The 15314-nt window shown below is 38.1% G+C and carries 18 protein-coding genes; 6 read left to right on the top strand and 12 right to left on the bottom strand.

Annotation, left to right across the window (positions count from 1 at the left end):
* Positions 1-85: 85 nt before the first annotated feature.
* The gene (locus HMPREF1514_RS08480) at positions 86-925 is read right to left on the bottom strand and encodes an NAD(P)H-hydrate dehydratase (RefSeq protein WP_037598706.1); all 840 of its coding nucleotides are present in this window, start codon (positions 923-925) and stop codon (positions 86-88) included.
* A 105-nt stretch (positions 926-1030) separates the two neighbouring features.
* Positions 1031-1885, bottom strand: a complete 855-nt coding sequence (locus HMPREF1514_RS08485; RefSeq protein WP_037598708.1) for a bifunctional methylenetetrahydrofolate dehydrogenase/methenyltetrahydrofolate cyclohydrolase — start codon at positions 1883-1885, stop codon at positions 1031-1033.
* 269 nt (positions 1886-2154) lie between these two features.
* On the opposite strand from HMPREF1514_RS08485, the gene HMPREF1514_RS08490 reads away from it, so the two are divergent.
* Genes HMPREF1514_RS08490 through HMPREF1514_RS08500 form a run of 3 tightly spaced genes read left to right on the top strand, consistent with a single transcriptional unit; the run spans position 2155 to position 5518 of the window.
* The gene (locus HMPREF1514_RS08490) at positions 2155-3447 is read left to right on the top strand and encodes an ABC transporter permease (protein WP_037598711.1); all 1293 of its coding nucleotides are present in this window, start codon (positions 2155-2157) and stop codon (positions 3445-3447) included.
* 11 nt (positions 3448-3458) lie between these two features.
* On the top strand, positions 3459-4106 hold the full coding sequence (locus tag HMPREF1514_RS08495; RefSeq protein ID WP_003030192.1) for an ABC transporter ATP-binding protein: 648 nt from the start codon (positions 3459-3461) through the stop codon (positions 4104-4106).
* A gap of 23 nt (positions 4107-4129) precedes the next feature.
* The gene (locus tag HMPREF1514_RS08500) at positions 4130-5518 is read left to right on the top strand and encodes an ABC transporter permease (RefSeq protein WP_003068202.1); all 1389 of its coding nucleotides are present in this window, start codon (positions 4130-4132) and stop codon (positions 5516-5518) included.
* Positions 5519-5919: 401 nt separating this feature from the next.
* Here HMPREF1514_RS08500 and HMPREF1514_RS08505 read toward each other — a convergent pair whose 3' ends face one another.
* The 5 genes from HMPREF1514_RS08505 to HMPREF1514_RS08520 all read right to left on the bottom strand — a co-directional run bounded on the left by HMPREF1514_RS08505 (position 5920) and on the right by HMPREF1514_RS08520 (position 9694).
* Positions 5920-6462, bottom strand: a complete 543-nt coding sequence (locus HMPREF1514_RS08505) for a ClbS/DfsB family four-helix bundle protein (RefSeq protein ID WP_003036027.1) — start codon at positions 6460-6462, stop codon at positions 5920-5922.
* Positions 6463-6535: 73 nt separating this feature from the next.
* Positions 6536-6670 carry a FeoB-associated Cys-rich membrane protein gene (locus HMPREF1514_RS09360; protein ID WP_003031275.1) on the bottom strand — a complete coding sequence of 45 codons (135 nt, stop codon included), beginning with the start codon at positions 6668-6670 and terminating at the stop codon, positions 6536-6538.
* Positions 6671-6678: 8 nt separating this feature from the next.
* A complete protein-coding gene (feoB, locus tag HMPREF1514_RS08510; protein WP_037598714.1) occupies positions 6679-8823 on the bottom strand; it encodes a ferrous iron transport protein B in 2145 nt (714 codons plus the stop codon).
* The gene (locus HMPREF1514_RS08515) at positions 8820-9296 is read right to left on the bottom strand and encodes a FeoA family protein (protein WP_006269767.1); all 477 of its coding nucleotides are present in this window, start codon (positions 9294-9296) and stop codon (positions 8820-8822) included. The genes feoB and HMPREF1514_RS08515 overlap by 4 nt, the downstream gene beginning before the upstream one ends.
* 167 nt (positions 9297-9463) lie before the next feature.
* On the bottom strand, positions 9464-9694 hold the full coding sequence (locus tag HMPREF1514_RS08520) for a DUF1797 family protein (protein WP_006267994.1): 231 nt from the start codon (positions 9692-9694) through the stop codon (positions 9464-9466).
* Between the two features lie 238 nt (positions 9695-9932).
* Here HMPREF1514_RS08520 and HMPREF1514_RS08525 point away from each other — a divergent pair, with 238 nt between their 5' ends.
* Positions 9933-12212, top strand: coding sequence for an ATP-dependent Clp protease ATP-binding subunit (locus HMPREF1514_RS08525; protein WP_037598717.1), 2280 nt, complete (start codon positions 9933-9935; stop codon positions 12210-12212).
* Between the two features lie 46 nt (positions 12213-12258).
* On the opposite strand, the gene HMPREF1514_RS08530 is transcribed toward HMPREF1514_RS08525, so the two are convergent.
* From HMPREF1514_RS08530 to HMPREF1514_RS09730, 4 genes are all read right to left on the bottom strand, one after another.
* Positions 12259-12864, bottom strand: a complete 606-nt coding sequence (locus HMPREF1514_RS08530) for a GyrI-like domain-containing protein (protein ID WP_037598718.1) — start codon at positions 12862-12864, stop codon at positions 12259-12261.
* Positions 12865-12923: 59 nt separating this feature from the next.
* Positions 12924-13151 carry a hypothetical protein gene (locus HMPREF1514_RS09840; protein ID WP_443030967.1) on the bottom strand — a complete coding sequence of 76 codons (228 nt, stop codon included), beginning with the start codon at positions 13149-13151 and terminating at the stop codon, positions 12924-12926.
* Between the two features lie 104 nt (positions 13152-13255).
* Complete coding sequence (locus tag HMPREF1514_RS09725) at positions 13256-13645, bottom strand: helix-turn-helix transcriptional regulator (protein WP_232216496.1); 390 nt, start codon at positions 13643-13645, stop codon at positions 13256-13258.
* Positions 13611-13814 (bottom strand): helix-turn-helix transcriptional regulator, encoded by a 204-nt coding sequence (locus tag HMPREF1514_RS09730; RefSeq protein WP_003068185.1) that lies wholly within the window; start codon positions 13812-13814, stop codon positions 13611-13613. The genes HMPREF1514_RS09725 and HMPREF1514_RS09730 overlap by 35 nt, the downstream gene beginning before the upstream one ends.
* Before the next feature lie 156 nt (positions 13815-13970).
* Between HMPREF1514_RS09730 and HMPREF1514_RS08545 the strand changes: the two genes are divergently transcribed.
* Together HMPREF1514_RS08545 and HMPREF1514_RS08550 are read left to right on the top strand one after the other, a co-directional pair.
* Positions 13971-14420, top strand: a complete 450-nt coding sequence (locus HMPREF1514_RS08545; RefSeq protein ID WP_003068183.1) for an NUDIX hydrolase — start codon at positions 13971-13973, stop codon at positions 14418-14420.
* A gap of 64 nt (positions 14421-14484) precedes the next feature.
* Positions 14485-14784, top strand: a complete 300-nt coding sequence (locus HMPREF1514_RS08550) for a DUF1827 family protein (RefSeq protein WP_003068181.1) — start codon at positions 14485-14487, stop codon at positions 14782-14784.
* Positions 14785-15163: 379 nt separating this feature from the next.
* Here HMPREF1514_RS08550 and HMPREF1514_RS09535 read toward each other — a convergent pair.
* Positions 15164-15314, bottom strand: a 151-nt coding sequence (locus HMPREF1514_RS09535; RefSeq protein ID WP_443030968.1) for a transposase, incomplete at its 5' end; no start/stop codon positions are given.

Here is a 15314-nt window from a genome sequence, read left to right on the forward strand (position 1 = left end):
CTTTCTTCTCCTATAGTTCTTCTTCATTTGTAATGTTTATTATACCAAACTATCTATAAAAAATCATTGACAGAATTCATAAAAACTAACACCATTTCTTCATCCACTTAGGAATCTCTTTACTAATTTTTGTTGGTAAGACCACATAAGATTTTTTGCTCAACTCCTCTGCAATCGCCGAATGAAGATAGACAGCGGCAGTTACACGATCTAGTAGAGAGCTCGTTTTAAATTGTCCTGTAAAGCCCGCAATCATACCTGCAAGCGTGTCCCCCATACCGCCTGTTGCTTGATACGGACCTCCAATGGACAGTTGAAAACAGTTCCGATTTCCACTTTGAAAAATAGTCGTTCCATGCTTTTTTTGAACAACGATAGTTTTAACAGGAAAAGCATTAACTGCTTCTTGACTTTTTTCGAGTGTCTGCTCTGTTAGCTTTAATCCACTCAACCGTTCCCATTCTTTTTGATGTGGTGTAAAAATCGTCTGTGCCTTTGGAAATGGCAAAACTTCTTTGCTAAAAAAAGAAATGGCTCCACCATCCATGATAAAAACTTGACGTTCACTAGCAAGATTTATTACCAACTGTAAAGTAGCTTTTTCAAGAGGATTTTCAGCCAAACCTGGACCAATCAATAGCACATCTGCCTTTTGGATCTGTTCTTTCAATAATTTCTCGTCCCGAATATCAAAAGCCATTGCTTCAGGTAATTGTGCATGTAACGATGGGATATTTTCCTTATCTGTTGCCACTGTGACCAAGCCAGCTCCACTATAGATCGCAGCCATTGCTGCCATTATAATTGCGCCACCAAACGGATAAGTACCGCCAATCAATAACAGACGACCATACTCTCCCTTGTGACCATTCAGCGCACGTGGTTGAATAACCTTTTTCAATAATGTATAGTCTACCACTTTCATGTTTGCTCCCTTCACTTATGCCAGTAGAGAAGTGACACCCTTGTTTATCTTTATTTTACCATAAACGAAATAGACATGTCTCCAAAATCGAAGACATGTCGCATTCTATTTCTTCAAACTTCGTTTGCAGGCTCTATATGTCTGTTCCATGAGCATAGTAATGGTCATGGGACCAACGCCCTTTGGCACAGGAGTAATGAGACTAGCGAATTCTGATACTTCATCAAATTTTACATCGCCAATCAATTTACCATTCTGATCGCGGTTCATCCCCACATCAATCACGACTGCACCTTCTTTAACAAAATCTTTCGTCACAAAGTGACCACGACCAATAGCGACAACCAAAATATCAGCCTTTTTTGTTATTTCTGACAAATGATGTGTCCGCGAATGAGTCAAAGTCACTGTGGCATTTTTAGCCAGCAAGAGCTGTGCCATGGGCTTACCCACAATATTACTTCGTCCAATGACCACCGCACGTTTGCCTTCTAAGTCAACACCATACTCATGAAACATTTCCATAATACCAGCAGGTGTTGAAGGGATCATAACAGGATGGCCACTCCAAAGTCGCCCCATATTCATCGGATGAAAGCCATCCACATCTTTATCGGGATCAATCGCTAGCAGCACCGCTTCTTCATCAATGTGTTTGGGAAGAGGCAACTGTACTAAAATGCCGTGCCAGTCTGGATCTTGATTATATTGTTCAATTAAGGTAAGCAATTCCTCTTGTGTCGTCGTTTCTGGCAGACGTATTACTTCGCTCCGAAGCCCTACAGACAAAGCGGAGCGCTCTTTATTTCGCACATAAATCTGACTGGCTGGGTTATTCCCCACTAAAATCACTACAAGTCCTGGAATCGATCCTGTTTCGTCTTTTAATTTTCTAACCTTTTCTGCTAACTGTATTTGCAATTTTTCTGCCAAAGCCTTGCCATCAATTATCTTTGTCATATCTATCTCATTTCTAATTCCTTCATTCTATTATAACATATAACAAAAAAATGACTGCTTTTTCTTATAAAACATTATCAATCAAAAGATCGTAGAATTTCTTTCTTCTTTCAGTTTTTAATATTTTATAAAAAATTACAGAAAAAACAGAAAAAAATCAGCCAAAAAACTTAAAATTACCTTAAACCTTAAAACTATTTTAAGGTAACTGCTTTAACATAGAACACGGTACCGATTTAGTTTAAAAATATATAGAAGGGAAGAAAATTATGCAAATAGCCAAGCAGGCTTTGAATTACATCAGTAGAAAAAGAGTTAAAACTCTTCTTGTATTTCTGATACTTACTCTCATTTCAACTGCCTTAACTAGTAGCTTTTCTATTATGGGAACGACTAATAATATCGAAAAGAAAATCTATGACGCATCAAATACTGGCTTTACAATAACTAGCAAAACACTTGAACGACCACTTTCACTAAAAACAGCAGAAAAATTACTTGAGAATAAAGAAATTTCAAAATTCAACTTCAAATACGATGCTTTAGCAAGTTTGACAGATAAAACTGTTGTTAAGAAAAAACAAGGTGTCACAAGAGACAATCAAAACCCTGTCCTCAACAATCTGGTTGCTGCATTAGGAACAAGTGATTCTACTCTAGAAACAACCTTTGCAAGTGGTGTTTTCAAACTTGAACAAGGAAAGCCAATTCGTAAAGGCGATAAATCCAAGATTCTCATCCATGAAAAATTAGCTAAAAAGAACCATTTAAAGGTTGGAGATAAACTAAAACTAAAGGGAGCTTCCTTAAAGGATGAGGATGCTAAACAACTCCATGAAGTAGAGTTTGAAATTGCTGGTATCTTCTCTGGAAAAAAAGAAGAGAAACAAACAGGTTTAAGCTCAGATGCGACAGAAAATACTGTCTATATGGACTATGAATCGAGCCAACACTTACAAGGCTACAAACCAGCTGATTATAAATTATCTGCAGCCGTTTATTTCGTATCAAATCCAAATCAAATTGATAAAGTCATCAATACAGTCAAAAAGTCAAAAATTGATTGGAAGCAAACTGATCTTGTTAAAAACTCTAAAGCTTTTGAAGCAGTTTCTTCTTCTGTTACCAGTTTCAAACAGATTATTAATGTTTTAACTTTCAGTATCATTATTGGAAGTATCATCGTTCTTTCCTTGATTCTCATGTTCTGGTTGAGAGAAAGGATTTATGAAATCGGAGTACTATTATCTCTTGGTATTTCAAAAGCAATGATTATCTCTCAATTCATACTAGAACTGGTTATCATATCAGTATTTAGTATGGCACTAGCTTCTATTAGTGGCTCTTATATTTCCACCATGGTATTCAAAGGGTTTATAAAAGGCGGTCAACAACAAGATAGCTCATCCGCTATTTTTGAAAATATCGTTCCGCACTTACATGCCTCTACTATTTTGATGACTTATGGAATACTGCTCTTCATTATTTTACTTGCAGTAGTAGGTTCATCTTCTATTATCCTACATAAAAAACCAAAAGATATTTTAACCGATATAAGTTAAGGAGACAAAACATGACAATTTTAAAAATGGATTCAGTTAGTTACCAATACAATAGCCTACAAGAAAATGTATTGAATCAGATCACAGCTTCATTTGAAGAAGGAAAATTTTATGCTATTATAGGGAAATCTGGTGCAGGAAAATCAACCTTGCTTTCCCTTCTTGCAGGACTTGATACTCCTACAAAAGGAAAAATCCTCTTTGAAGATCAAGACATCGCTCAAAAAGGCTATAACCATCACAGACGGAAACAAATCTCCCTGGTTTTCCAAAATTATAATTTAATCGATTACTTAACTCCGATGGAGAATGTTCGACTCGTAAATTCTCAAGCAAATAAAGATAGCTTACTACAACTTGGACTCAACGAAAAAGAAATCCATCGTAACGTATTACGATTATCAGGTGGCCAGCAGCAACGGGTTGCTATTGCACGCGCTCTTGCATCTACAGCACCAATTATCTTAGCAGATGAACCAACTGGGAACTTAGATGAAGGTACTGCCATGGACATCATTGAAGTCCTAATTAAATCAGCTAAACAAAAAAATAAATGTGTGATTGTGGTGACACACAGCAAAGAGTTAGCTAATAAAGCAGACGTCGTCTTAGAGTTAAGCAATAAGAACTTAGTCGAAGTCACTAAGAATTATAAATAAGACCTCCAAGGAGAAGAAATTATATGTTAACGATAAAGAACGCTCTTGCCTATGTATGGCGCAAAAAAATAAAAACACTGATTATCTTTTTAATCCTGTTAGCCATCTCTACTTTAACACTTGGCAGTATTGCTGTTAAAAATGCAACAGACGCTGCTTCAAAAGAAACTTTCAAAAATATCACTAGCAGTTTCTCAATGCAGATTAACCGCGAAGTGAACCAAGGTACACCTCGCGGAGCAGGAAATCTTAAAGGCGAAGATATCGAAGCTGTGGAAAAAGTTAAAGGTATCTCTGGCTACATCAAACGAATGAATGTTGTCGCTGACTTAATTGATCACCAATTGGTTGAATCTGGAGAAACCGACTTTGAAAGCGAAGATAGAAAACAAAAATTCGGCCGTGCCATTATGGCAACAGGTATCAACGATTCATCTAAAGATGATAAATTTACCGCAGAAACCTTCAAACTAGTTGAAGGTAGACATATCAACAAAAATGACAAAAATGTTGCTTTAATTCATAAAGATTTTGCAGAAAAGAACAAACTTAAAGTCGGCGATACGATTAATATAAAATCGAATACTTATGACTATGATAACGTTCGCAAAGCTAATAAAACGACTAAAGTGACAGTTATCGGAATTTTTGACGGGAAAAATAAAGGAGGCGTTTCTAGTCCTCAAGAATTGTATGAAAATACCTTTATTACAGACTTAGAAACAACTAAAACTTTACAAGGTTCAACAGATAAAAACGCTATTTATCAAGATGCTACTTTCTTTGTAAACGGTAGCCAAGATATTGATAAAGTGATGGCGAAAGTAAAAGAAATATCATCTATTGATTGGGAAGCCTACACCCTTGTTAAGAGCACAAGCAACTTCCCAGCACTTCAATCTTCTATTAACGGCATTTACGGCGTTACTGGAAACCTCTTAATCGGAACGCTAATCTTTGGAGCGATTGTTCTTACGCTAGTCTTGTTCTTATGGATCAATGGTCGTAGAAAAGAAATGGGAATCATGCTTTCAATGGGAATTAGCAAAACAAAGATTTTCTTCCAATTTATCACAGAAGTTCTCTTTGTAAGTATATTTAGCTTCATTGGTGCTTACTTTGCAGGTAGTGCTGTCAGCAAGGTGATGGGAAATAGCATTTTAAAACAAGTTACCAGTGGTATTGCTGAAAAACTAGCTCGAGAAGGTAAGAGCGCCAATCTTGGAGGCGGGGCTGAAGTGGATGGCTTTAACAAGACCCTCACTAGCCTCAATGTACATGTATCTCCTGATGATATGACCAAAGTGGTCATCTTTGGACTTGCCATTATCATCGTTTCCGTCCTCATTGCTTCAATCACGCTCCTTAGTAAGCAACCAAAAGACTTACTAATGGGAGATAACAGCAAATAAGATATCAATGAGTTCAGACAAAATCGGTCCGTCAGCTAAGTTGACGGACCGATTTATTTTATAGACAGCTGGACTGACTCTCGGATGAAATGACGTGAGGTTCGCTTTGTCGACTTGGTCGATAAAATGAACCGCTTTGGATTGGATCTGTCGACCTAGTCGAAAAGATAAATGACTTTTAGTTTACCACGTCGACCCGGCGGACGAGATGAACTACTTTTAGTTTACCACGTCAACCCGGCGGACGAGATGAACTACTTTTGGTTTGCTCCGTCAGCCCGGCGAACAGGATGAGACTGTTTTGATTGGCTCCGTCAGCCCAGCGGACGAGATGAGCTACTGTGGATTTGGCTCGCTTGAGCATTGTTGTTTGTATTTTTGCTCCCAACCATACTGATTGTTTACTGATTTTTACAGTTCTTTTGATGTGCTTTCAGCTTCTTCATAGCCCAGTCGTAGTGACTGGATGTGCAGCTGACAAAGTAGGAGCCAAGAGTACTCCCACCAACCCATTTATAAACGCTCTTTGAAAACAGCTCTTCATTTGTAAAGGTTTCAGCCAGGGTTAGCACTTTTTCCTGTGATTGATGAAGCAACTTGATTGCTTTTTCTAGCGGTGTCTGTTGATGTTTTTGCCAAAATGCCACATTCATCTCACCATAGCTTCTCCAATTATAAGGTGCTGGCAAAAACGATTTTTCGACACCATTTTGATTGGAATACACCCAATTGAGAAGTAATTGTTGCCACTCATAAAGATGAATGAGAACATCTCTAAGATTTTTATCTCTCTTCCAATGAGCTTCTTTCCGTTTCTCATCTTTTGAAAAATCAAATGTGGTATTCAACTCTTCTTCTGTTAATCGGGAAATCAATGACTGTAGCTTTGCATATTGCTGTGTTGCTGCACTAATCAACTCAGTCTTGCTAGTAGGTCTTACCATGTTGTGTTCTCCTTTTTTAATAAATCATATAACAAATGACCTGACAACCTCTGTCATATTTTTAGTTTTCTCTTTATTTTTGTCTCATTTTTTCTTTGATTTCACATTGACAGTCACAATCGCCACAGTTGCCCTTCCCCTTAATGATGTGGTGCAGCGCTGCACCAGCTAAAACTAAAATAATGATAAATACAATAATCGTGGACATGATTTCTCCTATACTGTTTGATGTGTCAGATTATCTAAAGTGATAACTTCTATTTTTTCTTTACGTGGTTTTCTAAAGATGAAATAGAGACCAACTACTACAACGAATAGAGCAAAAATAGTTCCAGAAGATATTCCTTTTCCATATAGCAACGCTTGACCAAACTGATAAATCACAAGACTGACATTATAAGCCAGTAATGTTTGGAAAGATAGAGCAATCCACGTCCACTTCGCATTGCCCATTTCGCGATGAATCGCACCAATCGCTGCAAAACAAGGGGCACAAAGCAAGTTAAAGACAAGAAATGAATAGGCGGAAAGTGCCGTATAATGCTGTTGGAGATTGTTCCATAGTTCTTTCGTAGTCTCTGTCGCATCAGTCACTTTATACAAAATTCCAAAAGTCGAAATCACCGTCTCTTTAGCTAATAAGCCGGTAATAGCTGCTACAGTTGCTCGCCAATTACCAAATCCAAGAGGAGTAAAGATCCAAGCTAATCCTTTTCCTAAGGTAGCTAGAATACTATTTTCTGTTTCGACCGCCTGTAAGCTAAAGTTATAGGAACTAGCAAACCAGATGAATATATTAGTCACAAAGATAATCGTTCCAGCCCGTTTGATGAAACTCAAAGCCTTCTGTCCCGCATAGCGCAAAACAGTTTTGACTTGTGGCAAGTGATAACTCGGTAGCTCCATGATAAAAGGTGCCACAGCGCCACCGAGAATTGCCGTCTTTTTCAAAGCAATTCCTGATAAGACAATGGCTCCCATTCCGATAAAATAAGCGCTTGGTGCAATCCAAGGATTATTAGGGAAGAACGCTCCAGCAATCAAAGAAATAATTGGTAATTTGGCGGAGCAAGGCATAAATGTTGTTGTCATAATCGTAATCCTACGGTCACGTTCATTTTCAATAGTTCTACTCGCCATAACGCCAGGAACACCACATCCCGTAGAAATCAGCATAGGAATAAAAGATTTCCCAGATAAGCCAAAGCGTCTAAACAGCCGATCCATAACAAAGGCAATCCGGCTCATATAACCAATGTCTTCCAAAATTCCCAAGCAAACAAATAAGACGAAAATCTGCGGAACAAAGCCCAAGACAGCCCCACAACCTGCAACAATCCCATCAACAATCAAAGATTGAAGCCAATCAGATACTGCTAAGTGTTCCAGCAGTGATTTGATACCGTTCGGAATCCATTCTCCAAAGAGGATGTCGTTTGTCCAATCCGTTCCCATCGTTCCAATCGTTTGAATAGAGAGGAAATACACCAACCACATAACAAGCGCAAAGATTGGTAAAGCTAAATAACGATTGGTCACAATACGGTCAATCTTGTCTGACAAACTTAATTTAGTAACATCGGCTTGCAGCACCATTTTGACTGCTGACTCAATAAACTCATAGCGCGCATTAACAACAATGGTCTCTGCGTCTTCAGTGTAGATTTCCTCCGTAATCCTAATCGCATCTTCAATCTCCACTTTTTGGAAATCAGACAACACCAGCTGTTCGGATAATTCTTTATCGCGTTCAAAAAGCTTAATGGCATAAAAACGAGCCTGTTTTTGAGGCACTGCATTTCCTAAAATGCGGATAATTTCTGACAAAGCCGCTTCAAAATGACTGTCGTAAACAGGATAGAGCGTTTCATCCGTGCGCTCCATTTCTCGCAAGGCCTGCCGCATAACTTGGTCAATCCCTGTTTTTTTCAAAGCACTAGTCGCAACGACTGGTACACCTAGCTGATAACTTAATTTAGTCGTATCGATCCATTTCCCTTGTTTTTCAACGACATCGCTCATATTTAAAGCCAGCACAACCGGAATTCCTGTCTCAATCAATTGCAAGCTCAAGTATAGATTTCGTTCCAAATTGGTTGCGTCAACTACATCCAAAATCCCGTCTGCATTACCGCTTAAAAGATAATTTCTACTAACCACTTCTTCAGAAGTATAAGGCGACAACGAGTAAATTCCCGGTAGGTCTTGGATAATAATTTTTTTGTTTTTGCTAAACAGACCACTTTTCTTCTCGACAGTGACACCAGGCCAATTTCCCACATGCTGGCTACTACCAGTTAATAGGTTAAACAAACTAGTCTTTCCACTATTCGGATTTCCCGCAAGCGCTAATTCTTTCATTGTTTTGCTTCCTTTTCACCTTTCACCACACTAATCAAGCTAGCCTCCGACTTTCTTAAGGTCAAGTCATAGCCCCTAAGCTTAATCTCAAGTGGATCACCCAACGGTGCAACTTTTTGCAATTGAACGTTTGTGTTTTTGGTCAACCCCATGTCCATCAACCGTCGTTTTAAAGCACCATCTGCATGAATTGCTTCGATGTATGCCGAATCTCCAATAGCCAACTCAGATAAAGGAAGAGAAGATTTGCTACTGCCCTTTGGCACAACATCCAGTTTTTTCAAAATAGAATTATCCAAGGCAATCCTCGCAGCTCGAACTAAGAGAATAGCTGTGTCGTTTGTTTTTGAAATGACTTGAATAAAACTGCCTATCTTAATCCCTAGATCAGCTAAATGACGGACACTCGCTTCCTCTAGATCGATTCCGACAATTTCATATTCTGTTACTAATTTTATTTGAGATAAATCCATACTCTCTCCTTTTTATTTTGTCAAGAAATATGCTTACTACCATCATTAGTATACCACTTTTTTCTAAGAATTTCTGACAATTCTAAGATAGATAAGCAAAAATTATTGCAAAATAAATATCCCCTAAGCAGATGCCTAGAGGACATATTTATTAGAGACTAACAAATTTAATATAACAATTCATAGATTTCCATTGCAATCAAATCAATGCTATCAAAAGTATAGGTTTCACGCGCTGCAACATCGCGAAGAGTGAATACTGAGCCATTTTCTTCGTCATAGCTATAAGTTACTTCTGCTACAACAACCCCGTCACGTTCAAAATTACGTTTCAGATTGCCACCATCTTTTGTCATAGCATCTAAACGATTGATAATTCTTACTAAATGTGATTCCATTTTCCTTCTCCTATTCATTTATACGTTACTATTTTACCACAAATGAAAGATGAAATACCAGCAAAAGACCCATTTTTGGTAAATTTAACACAAAATGAAACGCTCAAATATAAAATTCTATCTTTTAACACTTTATTCTTGCAATGTTTTAGAATACTGCTATAATGAAAATAAGAAGTTTGACTATTATTGACCAATTGATTTCCGTCAAGCAAATTTTAAAAGAAAGAGGTAGCACATGCTTTGTCAAAATTGTAAAATAAACGAATCAACTATTCACCTTTACACAAATGTGAATGGAAAACAACACCAAGTTGACCTCTGTCAAAATTGTTATCAAATCATGAAAACAGACCCAAATAATGCCTTATTTCGTGGCATGACCAATATGAACAATCAAAATAATTTAGACCCTTTTGATGATTTCTTTAGCAATCTAGGGAATTTTCAAAATCATCAAGAACCGCAGACCCCTCCTACTCAATCAGGTGGCGGATACGGTAACGGAGGCTATGGTTCCAATCAAGGTGGCAGCACGCGCCAACAAGTACCACAACAACCCAAAGGCCTCCTAGAAGAATTTGGTATCAATGTAACTGAATTTGCTCGGCGGGGCGAGATTGACCCTGTAATTGGTCGTGACGAAGAAATTGTGCGCGTCATTGAAATCCTCAATCGTAGAACGAAGAACAATCCTGTCCTCATCGGAGAGCCCGGTGTCGGTAAAACAGCAGTTGTCGAAGGCTTGGCTCAGAAAATTGTAGACGGTGATGTGCCACATAAACTCCAAGGCAAAGAAGTCATTCGTTTAGATGTCGTTAGTTTGGTTCAAGGAACTGGTATCCGTGGTCAATTTGAAGAACGAATGCAAAAACTCATGAACGAAATTCGCTCTCGACAAGATGTTATATTATTCATTGATGAAATTCACGAAATTGTTGGAGCTGGTTCTGCTGGCGATGGAAATATGGATGCTGGAAACATCCTAAAACCAGCACTTGCTCGCGGTGAACTCCAATTAGTCGGTGCCACAACTCTCAATGAATACCGGATTATCGAAAAAGATGCTGCACTGGAACGCCGTATGCAGCCTGTAAAAGTTGATGAACCAACAGTTGAAGAAACGATCACTATCCTCAAAGGTATTCAAAAGAAATACGAAGACTATCACCACGTCAAATACACAGACGATGCCATTGAAGCAGCAGCTGTCTTGTCCAATCGTTATATCCAAGATCGCTTCTTGCCTGATAAGGCCATTGACTTGCTAGACGAAGCAGGCTCTAAGATGAATCTGACACTTAACTTTGTCGATCCAAAAGTCATTGATCAACGATTGGTAGAAGCTGAAAACCTCAAGGCACAAGCTACTCGTGATGAAGATTTTGAAAAAGCTGCTTATTTCCGTGACCAAATTGCCAAATACAAAGAAATGCAGCAAAATAAAATGGCTGATCAAGATACGCCTCTTATCAGTGAAAAAACCATTGAACATATCATTGAGCAAAAGACAAATATTCCAGTTGGCGACTTGAAAGAAAAGGAACAATCACAATTGATTAGTCTGGCTGATGATTTGAAAGCTCATGTCATTGGTCAAGATGATGCTGTTGATAAAATTGCGAAGGCCATTCGCCGTAATCGAGTTGGACTAGGTACACCAGACCGACCAATTGGTTCTTTCCTTTTTGTTGGACCAACCGGTGTCGGCAAAACAGAACTTTCTAAACAACTAGCGATTGAGCTCTTTGGTTCAGCTGACAGCATGATTCGTTTTGATATGAGTGAGTATATGGAAAAACATAGCGTAGCAAAACTCGTCGGATCGCCTCCAGGTTACGTTGGCTACGAAGAAGCTGGACAATTAACAGAACGTGTACGTCGTAATCCTTATTCTCTCATTTTACTTGATGAAATAGAAAAAGCTCACCCAGATGTCATGCATATGTTCTTACAAGTACTGGATGACGGACGTCTGACAGATGGACAAGGTCGGACAGTCAGTTTCAAAGATACGATTATCATTATGACTTCCAACGCCGGTACCGGAAAAGTTGAAGCAAACGTCGGATTTGGTGCAGCGCGTGAAGGACGAACCAATTCTGTTATCGGTGAATTAGGAAACTTCTTCAGTCCAGAATTTATGAATCGTTTCGATGGTATTATTGAGTTCAAATCTCTTAGCAAGGAAAATCTCCTACAAATCGTAGATTTGATGCTTGAAGATGTGAATAAACGCTTAGCTGTAAATGGTATTCACCTAGACGTAACAGACAAAGTCAAGGAAAAATTAGTTAATCTTGGTTACGATCCAAAAATGGGAGCTCGTCCACTTCGTCGGACAATCCAAGATCACATCGAGGATGCTATCACCGACTACTATCTTGAACATCCAAGCGAAAAAGAGCTCAAAGCTGTCATGACGAGCAATAGCAAGATTGTTATCAAGTCGTCCAAAAAGTCTGAAAACGAGACCGAAAAAGAAATTAAAACAACAGCAGACGACACTGCTAACTGACTATGAAAATCACTCCTTAGAAGTTTCTCTAGGGAGTAATTTTTCGTTACTGAACTCTATATCTCAAAATTGTCTTCAACTTCTGGAGAGCTGTTCGATTTTTATTGTTCAAATAAATTTCACGATGATATGACGTACAACGTTTTAACCCATTTTCTTGACAGAAAGCATCCATTTTCGCAAAAGTTTGCGGTTCATCATTAAAAGGTCCTACATGAAGCATTGCAATACTATTTCCTTCATCCATTCGTTTAAAGCGAATTTCATCATAGTGTAAATTTGGTTTTTTCACTTTTACTTTTGCAAGAGCTTTTTCAACCATTTCTCTGGTGATAAACTCCGGCTGTGCAATCATAATGGTATAAACCAAGTCATCTTTTACTAAAACTTCTGCTTCTTTTTGCCGCCAAATCCCTTCCAGCGGATAGACTGTAAAATCTGTCACTTCTAGCTCTGGATTGGATTTTTTATAATCCATTTTAACTGCATAAGCAAGAGAGTACAGAGCCGAAACCCGCTCAGAGAAATCAGGGCTATTTGGATTGCCTTCTCCGTCAATCATAATGAAAGCCTGCTCAGGAACCGTTACTAGCGTCGGACTTGCCTTTACACCATATATAGCTTTTTCAGCCTTTCTCCATTCATATTTCATTTGTTTACCCCTTTCGTTTTTCTATCATAAGCATAACAAAGTAAACTTGTCAGTTTCTGTCAACTTTTATATTTTTGGGAAATTTCGTTTAATTTTTTTGCTAATTTCTGTCGCACTTCAGGTAGATCTAACACTTCCACTCCATCCAAAAAGGATAAAAGATAAGCATAAAGACTGTCATGATTCGGAAATTCTGCTTCTACAAGTAAATTTCCTACCACATCTTTCGAAATCAAACCAGAAAATTCTTCATAGACACGAAAAGCTCGATGTTTTTCAAATTTCAATTGTAGCCGAATTGTTTCCTGTTGGTTTTCTTTACTTTGAAAGTCAGCTTGTCTTAACTCTCGGTCAAATATTTCAGTTGATAGCTGGCAGTGATTGATTCGACTTAGTTTGAATAACCGAAAATCCTGTTTTTCCGACAAAATCCATATAAATACCAATCTTGACTTTTAAAAATCAATTGCATAGACTCAACCCATCTGCTCATCTCTTCACCCTGTTGATTCAAGTAGTCAAACTGAAGAAGTAGCCTCTGCAAAATTCCTCTCTTAATCTGCTCAAACGTTTCTTGATGATATTTTTGCCCACGCCAATCTGTAAAATCAATTTGTAGCCAATTATCCATTTTAATTTGAAACAAAGCCTGCAGCTTTTCTAATACTTGATGTTCTTCTCGTAAAGTTTGTAAGCCTTGTACAGATAAGAGAAATTCTTCTTGCTCCTGAGCCGATAGTAAACTTTTATCCAGTACAAATGAATCCAGTAAAAATACCACCGCCTTTCCCCGGATTACAATAAATAGGGATACCTACACTGCTTAACCGATCCACATCACGATAAATAGTACGAATCGACACCTCAAACTTCTCAGCCAATGCTGGTGCTGTAGCATGCCCATTCCCCAGTAGATAATAAATGATACCTAGTAATCTTCCTTGAGTCATGTTCTCACCTCTCTATAATTATACCACTATAACTTGCCAAATCTTGTCTCGTTTTAATACCAAGTGATTGAACAAAAAGAAATCTTATTAAACCCTTGACAGTAATCACTTCATCCTTTATGATAATAGTAAACTAGTCACAAAAGAGGAACAAATATGACAGTCGCAACTTTTGGAGAAAAGAAAGAAAGCGTTCAATATGTAAATCGCTATGGTGTTTACGCAGTTATTCCAGATGCTAAAAAAGAAAAAATCATCTTAGTGCAAGCACCAAATGGAGCCTGGTTTTTACCAGGTGGTGAAATCGAAGAAGGTGAAAACCATCGAACCGCACTTGAACGCGAATTGATTGAAGAACTTGGCTTCACAGCTGAAATCGAGCAATATTACGGACAAGCAGATGAATACTTCTACTCTCGCCATCGTGATACCCACTTTTACAATCCTGCCTACATTTACGAAGTGAGCCATTATGAGCAATCACAAGCACCTTTAGAGGATTTTAATCAGCTTGCTTGGTTTCCAATCGAAGAAGCTATTTCCAAACTAAAACGCGGAAGCCATAAATGGGGAATTGAAATGTGGAAAAAGAGTCATAAAGTCTGAGAAATTGTTCACATTTCTTATGGAAAAGTGCTATAATAGGGTTAGCATATAGGAGGAAATCATTATGAAGCTTATCAATACAACCAATAGCCACGCGAATCTTGTCCAAAGCCAGTTAGAAAGCACAGATGCCACTTTAGTTGAAACTTTTTCTGCTGGAAATACAGATGTTGTTTTTACGCAGGCTCCACTTCATTATGAAATCCTGATTTCAAATAAACACCGCGCTATTCGCGAACAAGAAGTTGAAAAAATTCGGGAATTTTTCCTAAAACGAAAAATTGATACAAAATTGATTGATGCATCTCGAATTAAAACACTCTACTCTACTAACTTGATTGAAATTTCTATTCCAACCAAATAAGCCCACGAGGGCTTATTTTTTATCTTGCATTTCGCGCTTAAGAAATCACCCCAAAAGTTAGATAGAAAAATCTAACTTTTAAGACGATTTTTATTTCTCCCAGCTGCTTTTCTCTAACTATAACTTAAATCTTTTACTTCCATAACGTGCTACGAGATCAATAATTAAAGCAGAGTATATACAAGTAAATATAGCTAGAAAAACAGTACAAGAAACAATAGATACTCACGTTGCTAGTTGATAAAAAATTCTAAATGGTAGGCTAAAAGAACCTGTTCAATCTCCAATTGCCATTCTGCTAAAGATCTAACAATCGGGTGCTCAATGTCAAACATTGCATTTAGAACAAAGATTCAAGTTTCAATAGTTCCTCGGATGGCTAAAATGCTGGATTGTTATGCTCATCGGCGCTCTCCATATTTTTACGAAGTGGCGTCCAAAGATGAACCCCCTTTGCCTCCAAGCGTTCTTTCAGCTCTTTACTTAGGTATCCCAAATCTCCTAAAACGCGAGAACAAGGGACAGGTCTC

This window comes from Streptococcus sp. AS20, from assembly GCF_000524255.1.
Classification (GTDB): domain Bacteria; phylum Bacillota; class Bacilli; order Lactobacillales; family Streptococcaceae; genus Streptococcus; species Streptococcus constellatus.

Coding starts and splice junctions, on each gene's coding strand:
- HMPREF1514_RS08480 (WP_037598706.1), bottom strand. CDS start 925: ATGAAAGTGGTAGACTATACATTATTGAAAAAGGTTATTCAACCACGT.
- HMPREF1514_RS08485 (WP_037598708.1), bottom strand. CDS start 1,885: ATGACAAAGATAATTGATGGCAAGGCTTTGGCAGAAAAATTGCAAATA.
- HMPREF1514_RS08490 (WP_037598711.1), top strand. CDS start 2,155: ATGCAAATAGCCAAGCAGGCTTTGAATTACATCAGTAGAAAAAGAGTT.
- HMPREF1514_RS08495 (WP_003030192.1), top strand. CDS start 3,459: ATGACAATTTTAAAAATGGATTCAGTTAGTTACCAATACAATAGCCTA.
- HMPREF1514_RS08500 (WP_003068202.1), top strand. CDS start 4,130: ATGTTAACGATAAAGAACGCTCTTGCCTATGTATGGCGCAAAAAAATA.
- HMPREF1514_RS08505 (WP_003036027.1), bottom strand. CDS start 6,462: ATGGTAAGACCTACTAGCAAGACTGAGTTGATTAGTGCAGCAACACAG.
- HMPREF1514_RS09360 (WP_003031275.1), bottom strand. CDS start 6,670: ATGTCCACGATTATTGTATTTATCATTATTTTAGTTTTAGCTGGTGCA.
- feoB (WP_037598714.1), bottom strand. CDS start 8,823: ATGAAAGAATTAGCGCTTGCGGGAAATCCGAATAGTGGAAAGACTAGT.
- HMPREF1514_RS08515 (WP_006269767.1), bottom strand. CDS start 9,296: ATGGATTTATCTCAAATAAAATTAGTAACAGAATATGAAATTGTCGGA.
- HMPREF1514_RS08520 (WP_006267994.1), bottom strand. CDS start 9,694: ATGGAATCACATTTAGTAAGAATTATCAATCGTTTAGATGCTATGACA.
- HMPREF1514_RS08525 (WP_037598717.1), top strand. CDS start 9,933: ATGCTTTGTCAAAATTGTAAAATAAACGAATCAACTATTCACCTTTAC.
- HMPREF1514_RS08530 (WP_037598718.1), bottom strand. CDS start 12,864: ATGAAATATGAATGGAGAAAGGCTGAAAAAGCTATATATGGTGTAAAG.
- HMPREF1514_RS09730 (WP_003068185.1), bottom strand. CDS start 13,814: ATGACTCAAGGAAGATTACTAGGTATCATTTATTATCTACTGGGGAAT.
- HMPREF1514_RS08545 (WP_003068183.1), top strand. CDS start 13,971: ATGACAGTCGCAACTTTTGGAGAAAAGAAAGAAAGCGTTCAATATGTA.
- HMPREF1514_RS08550 (WP_003068181.1), top strand. CDS start 14,485: ATGAAGCTTATCAATACAACCAATAGCCACGCGAATCTTGTCCAAAGC.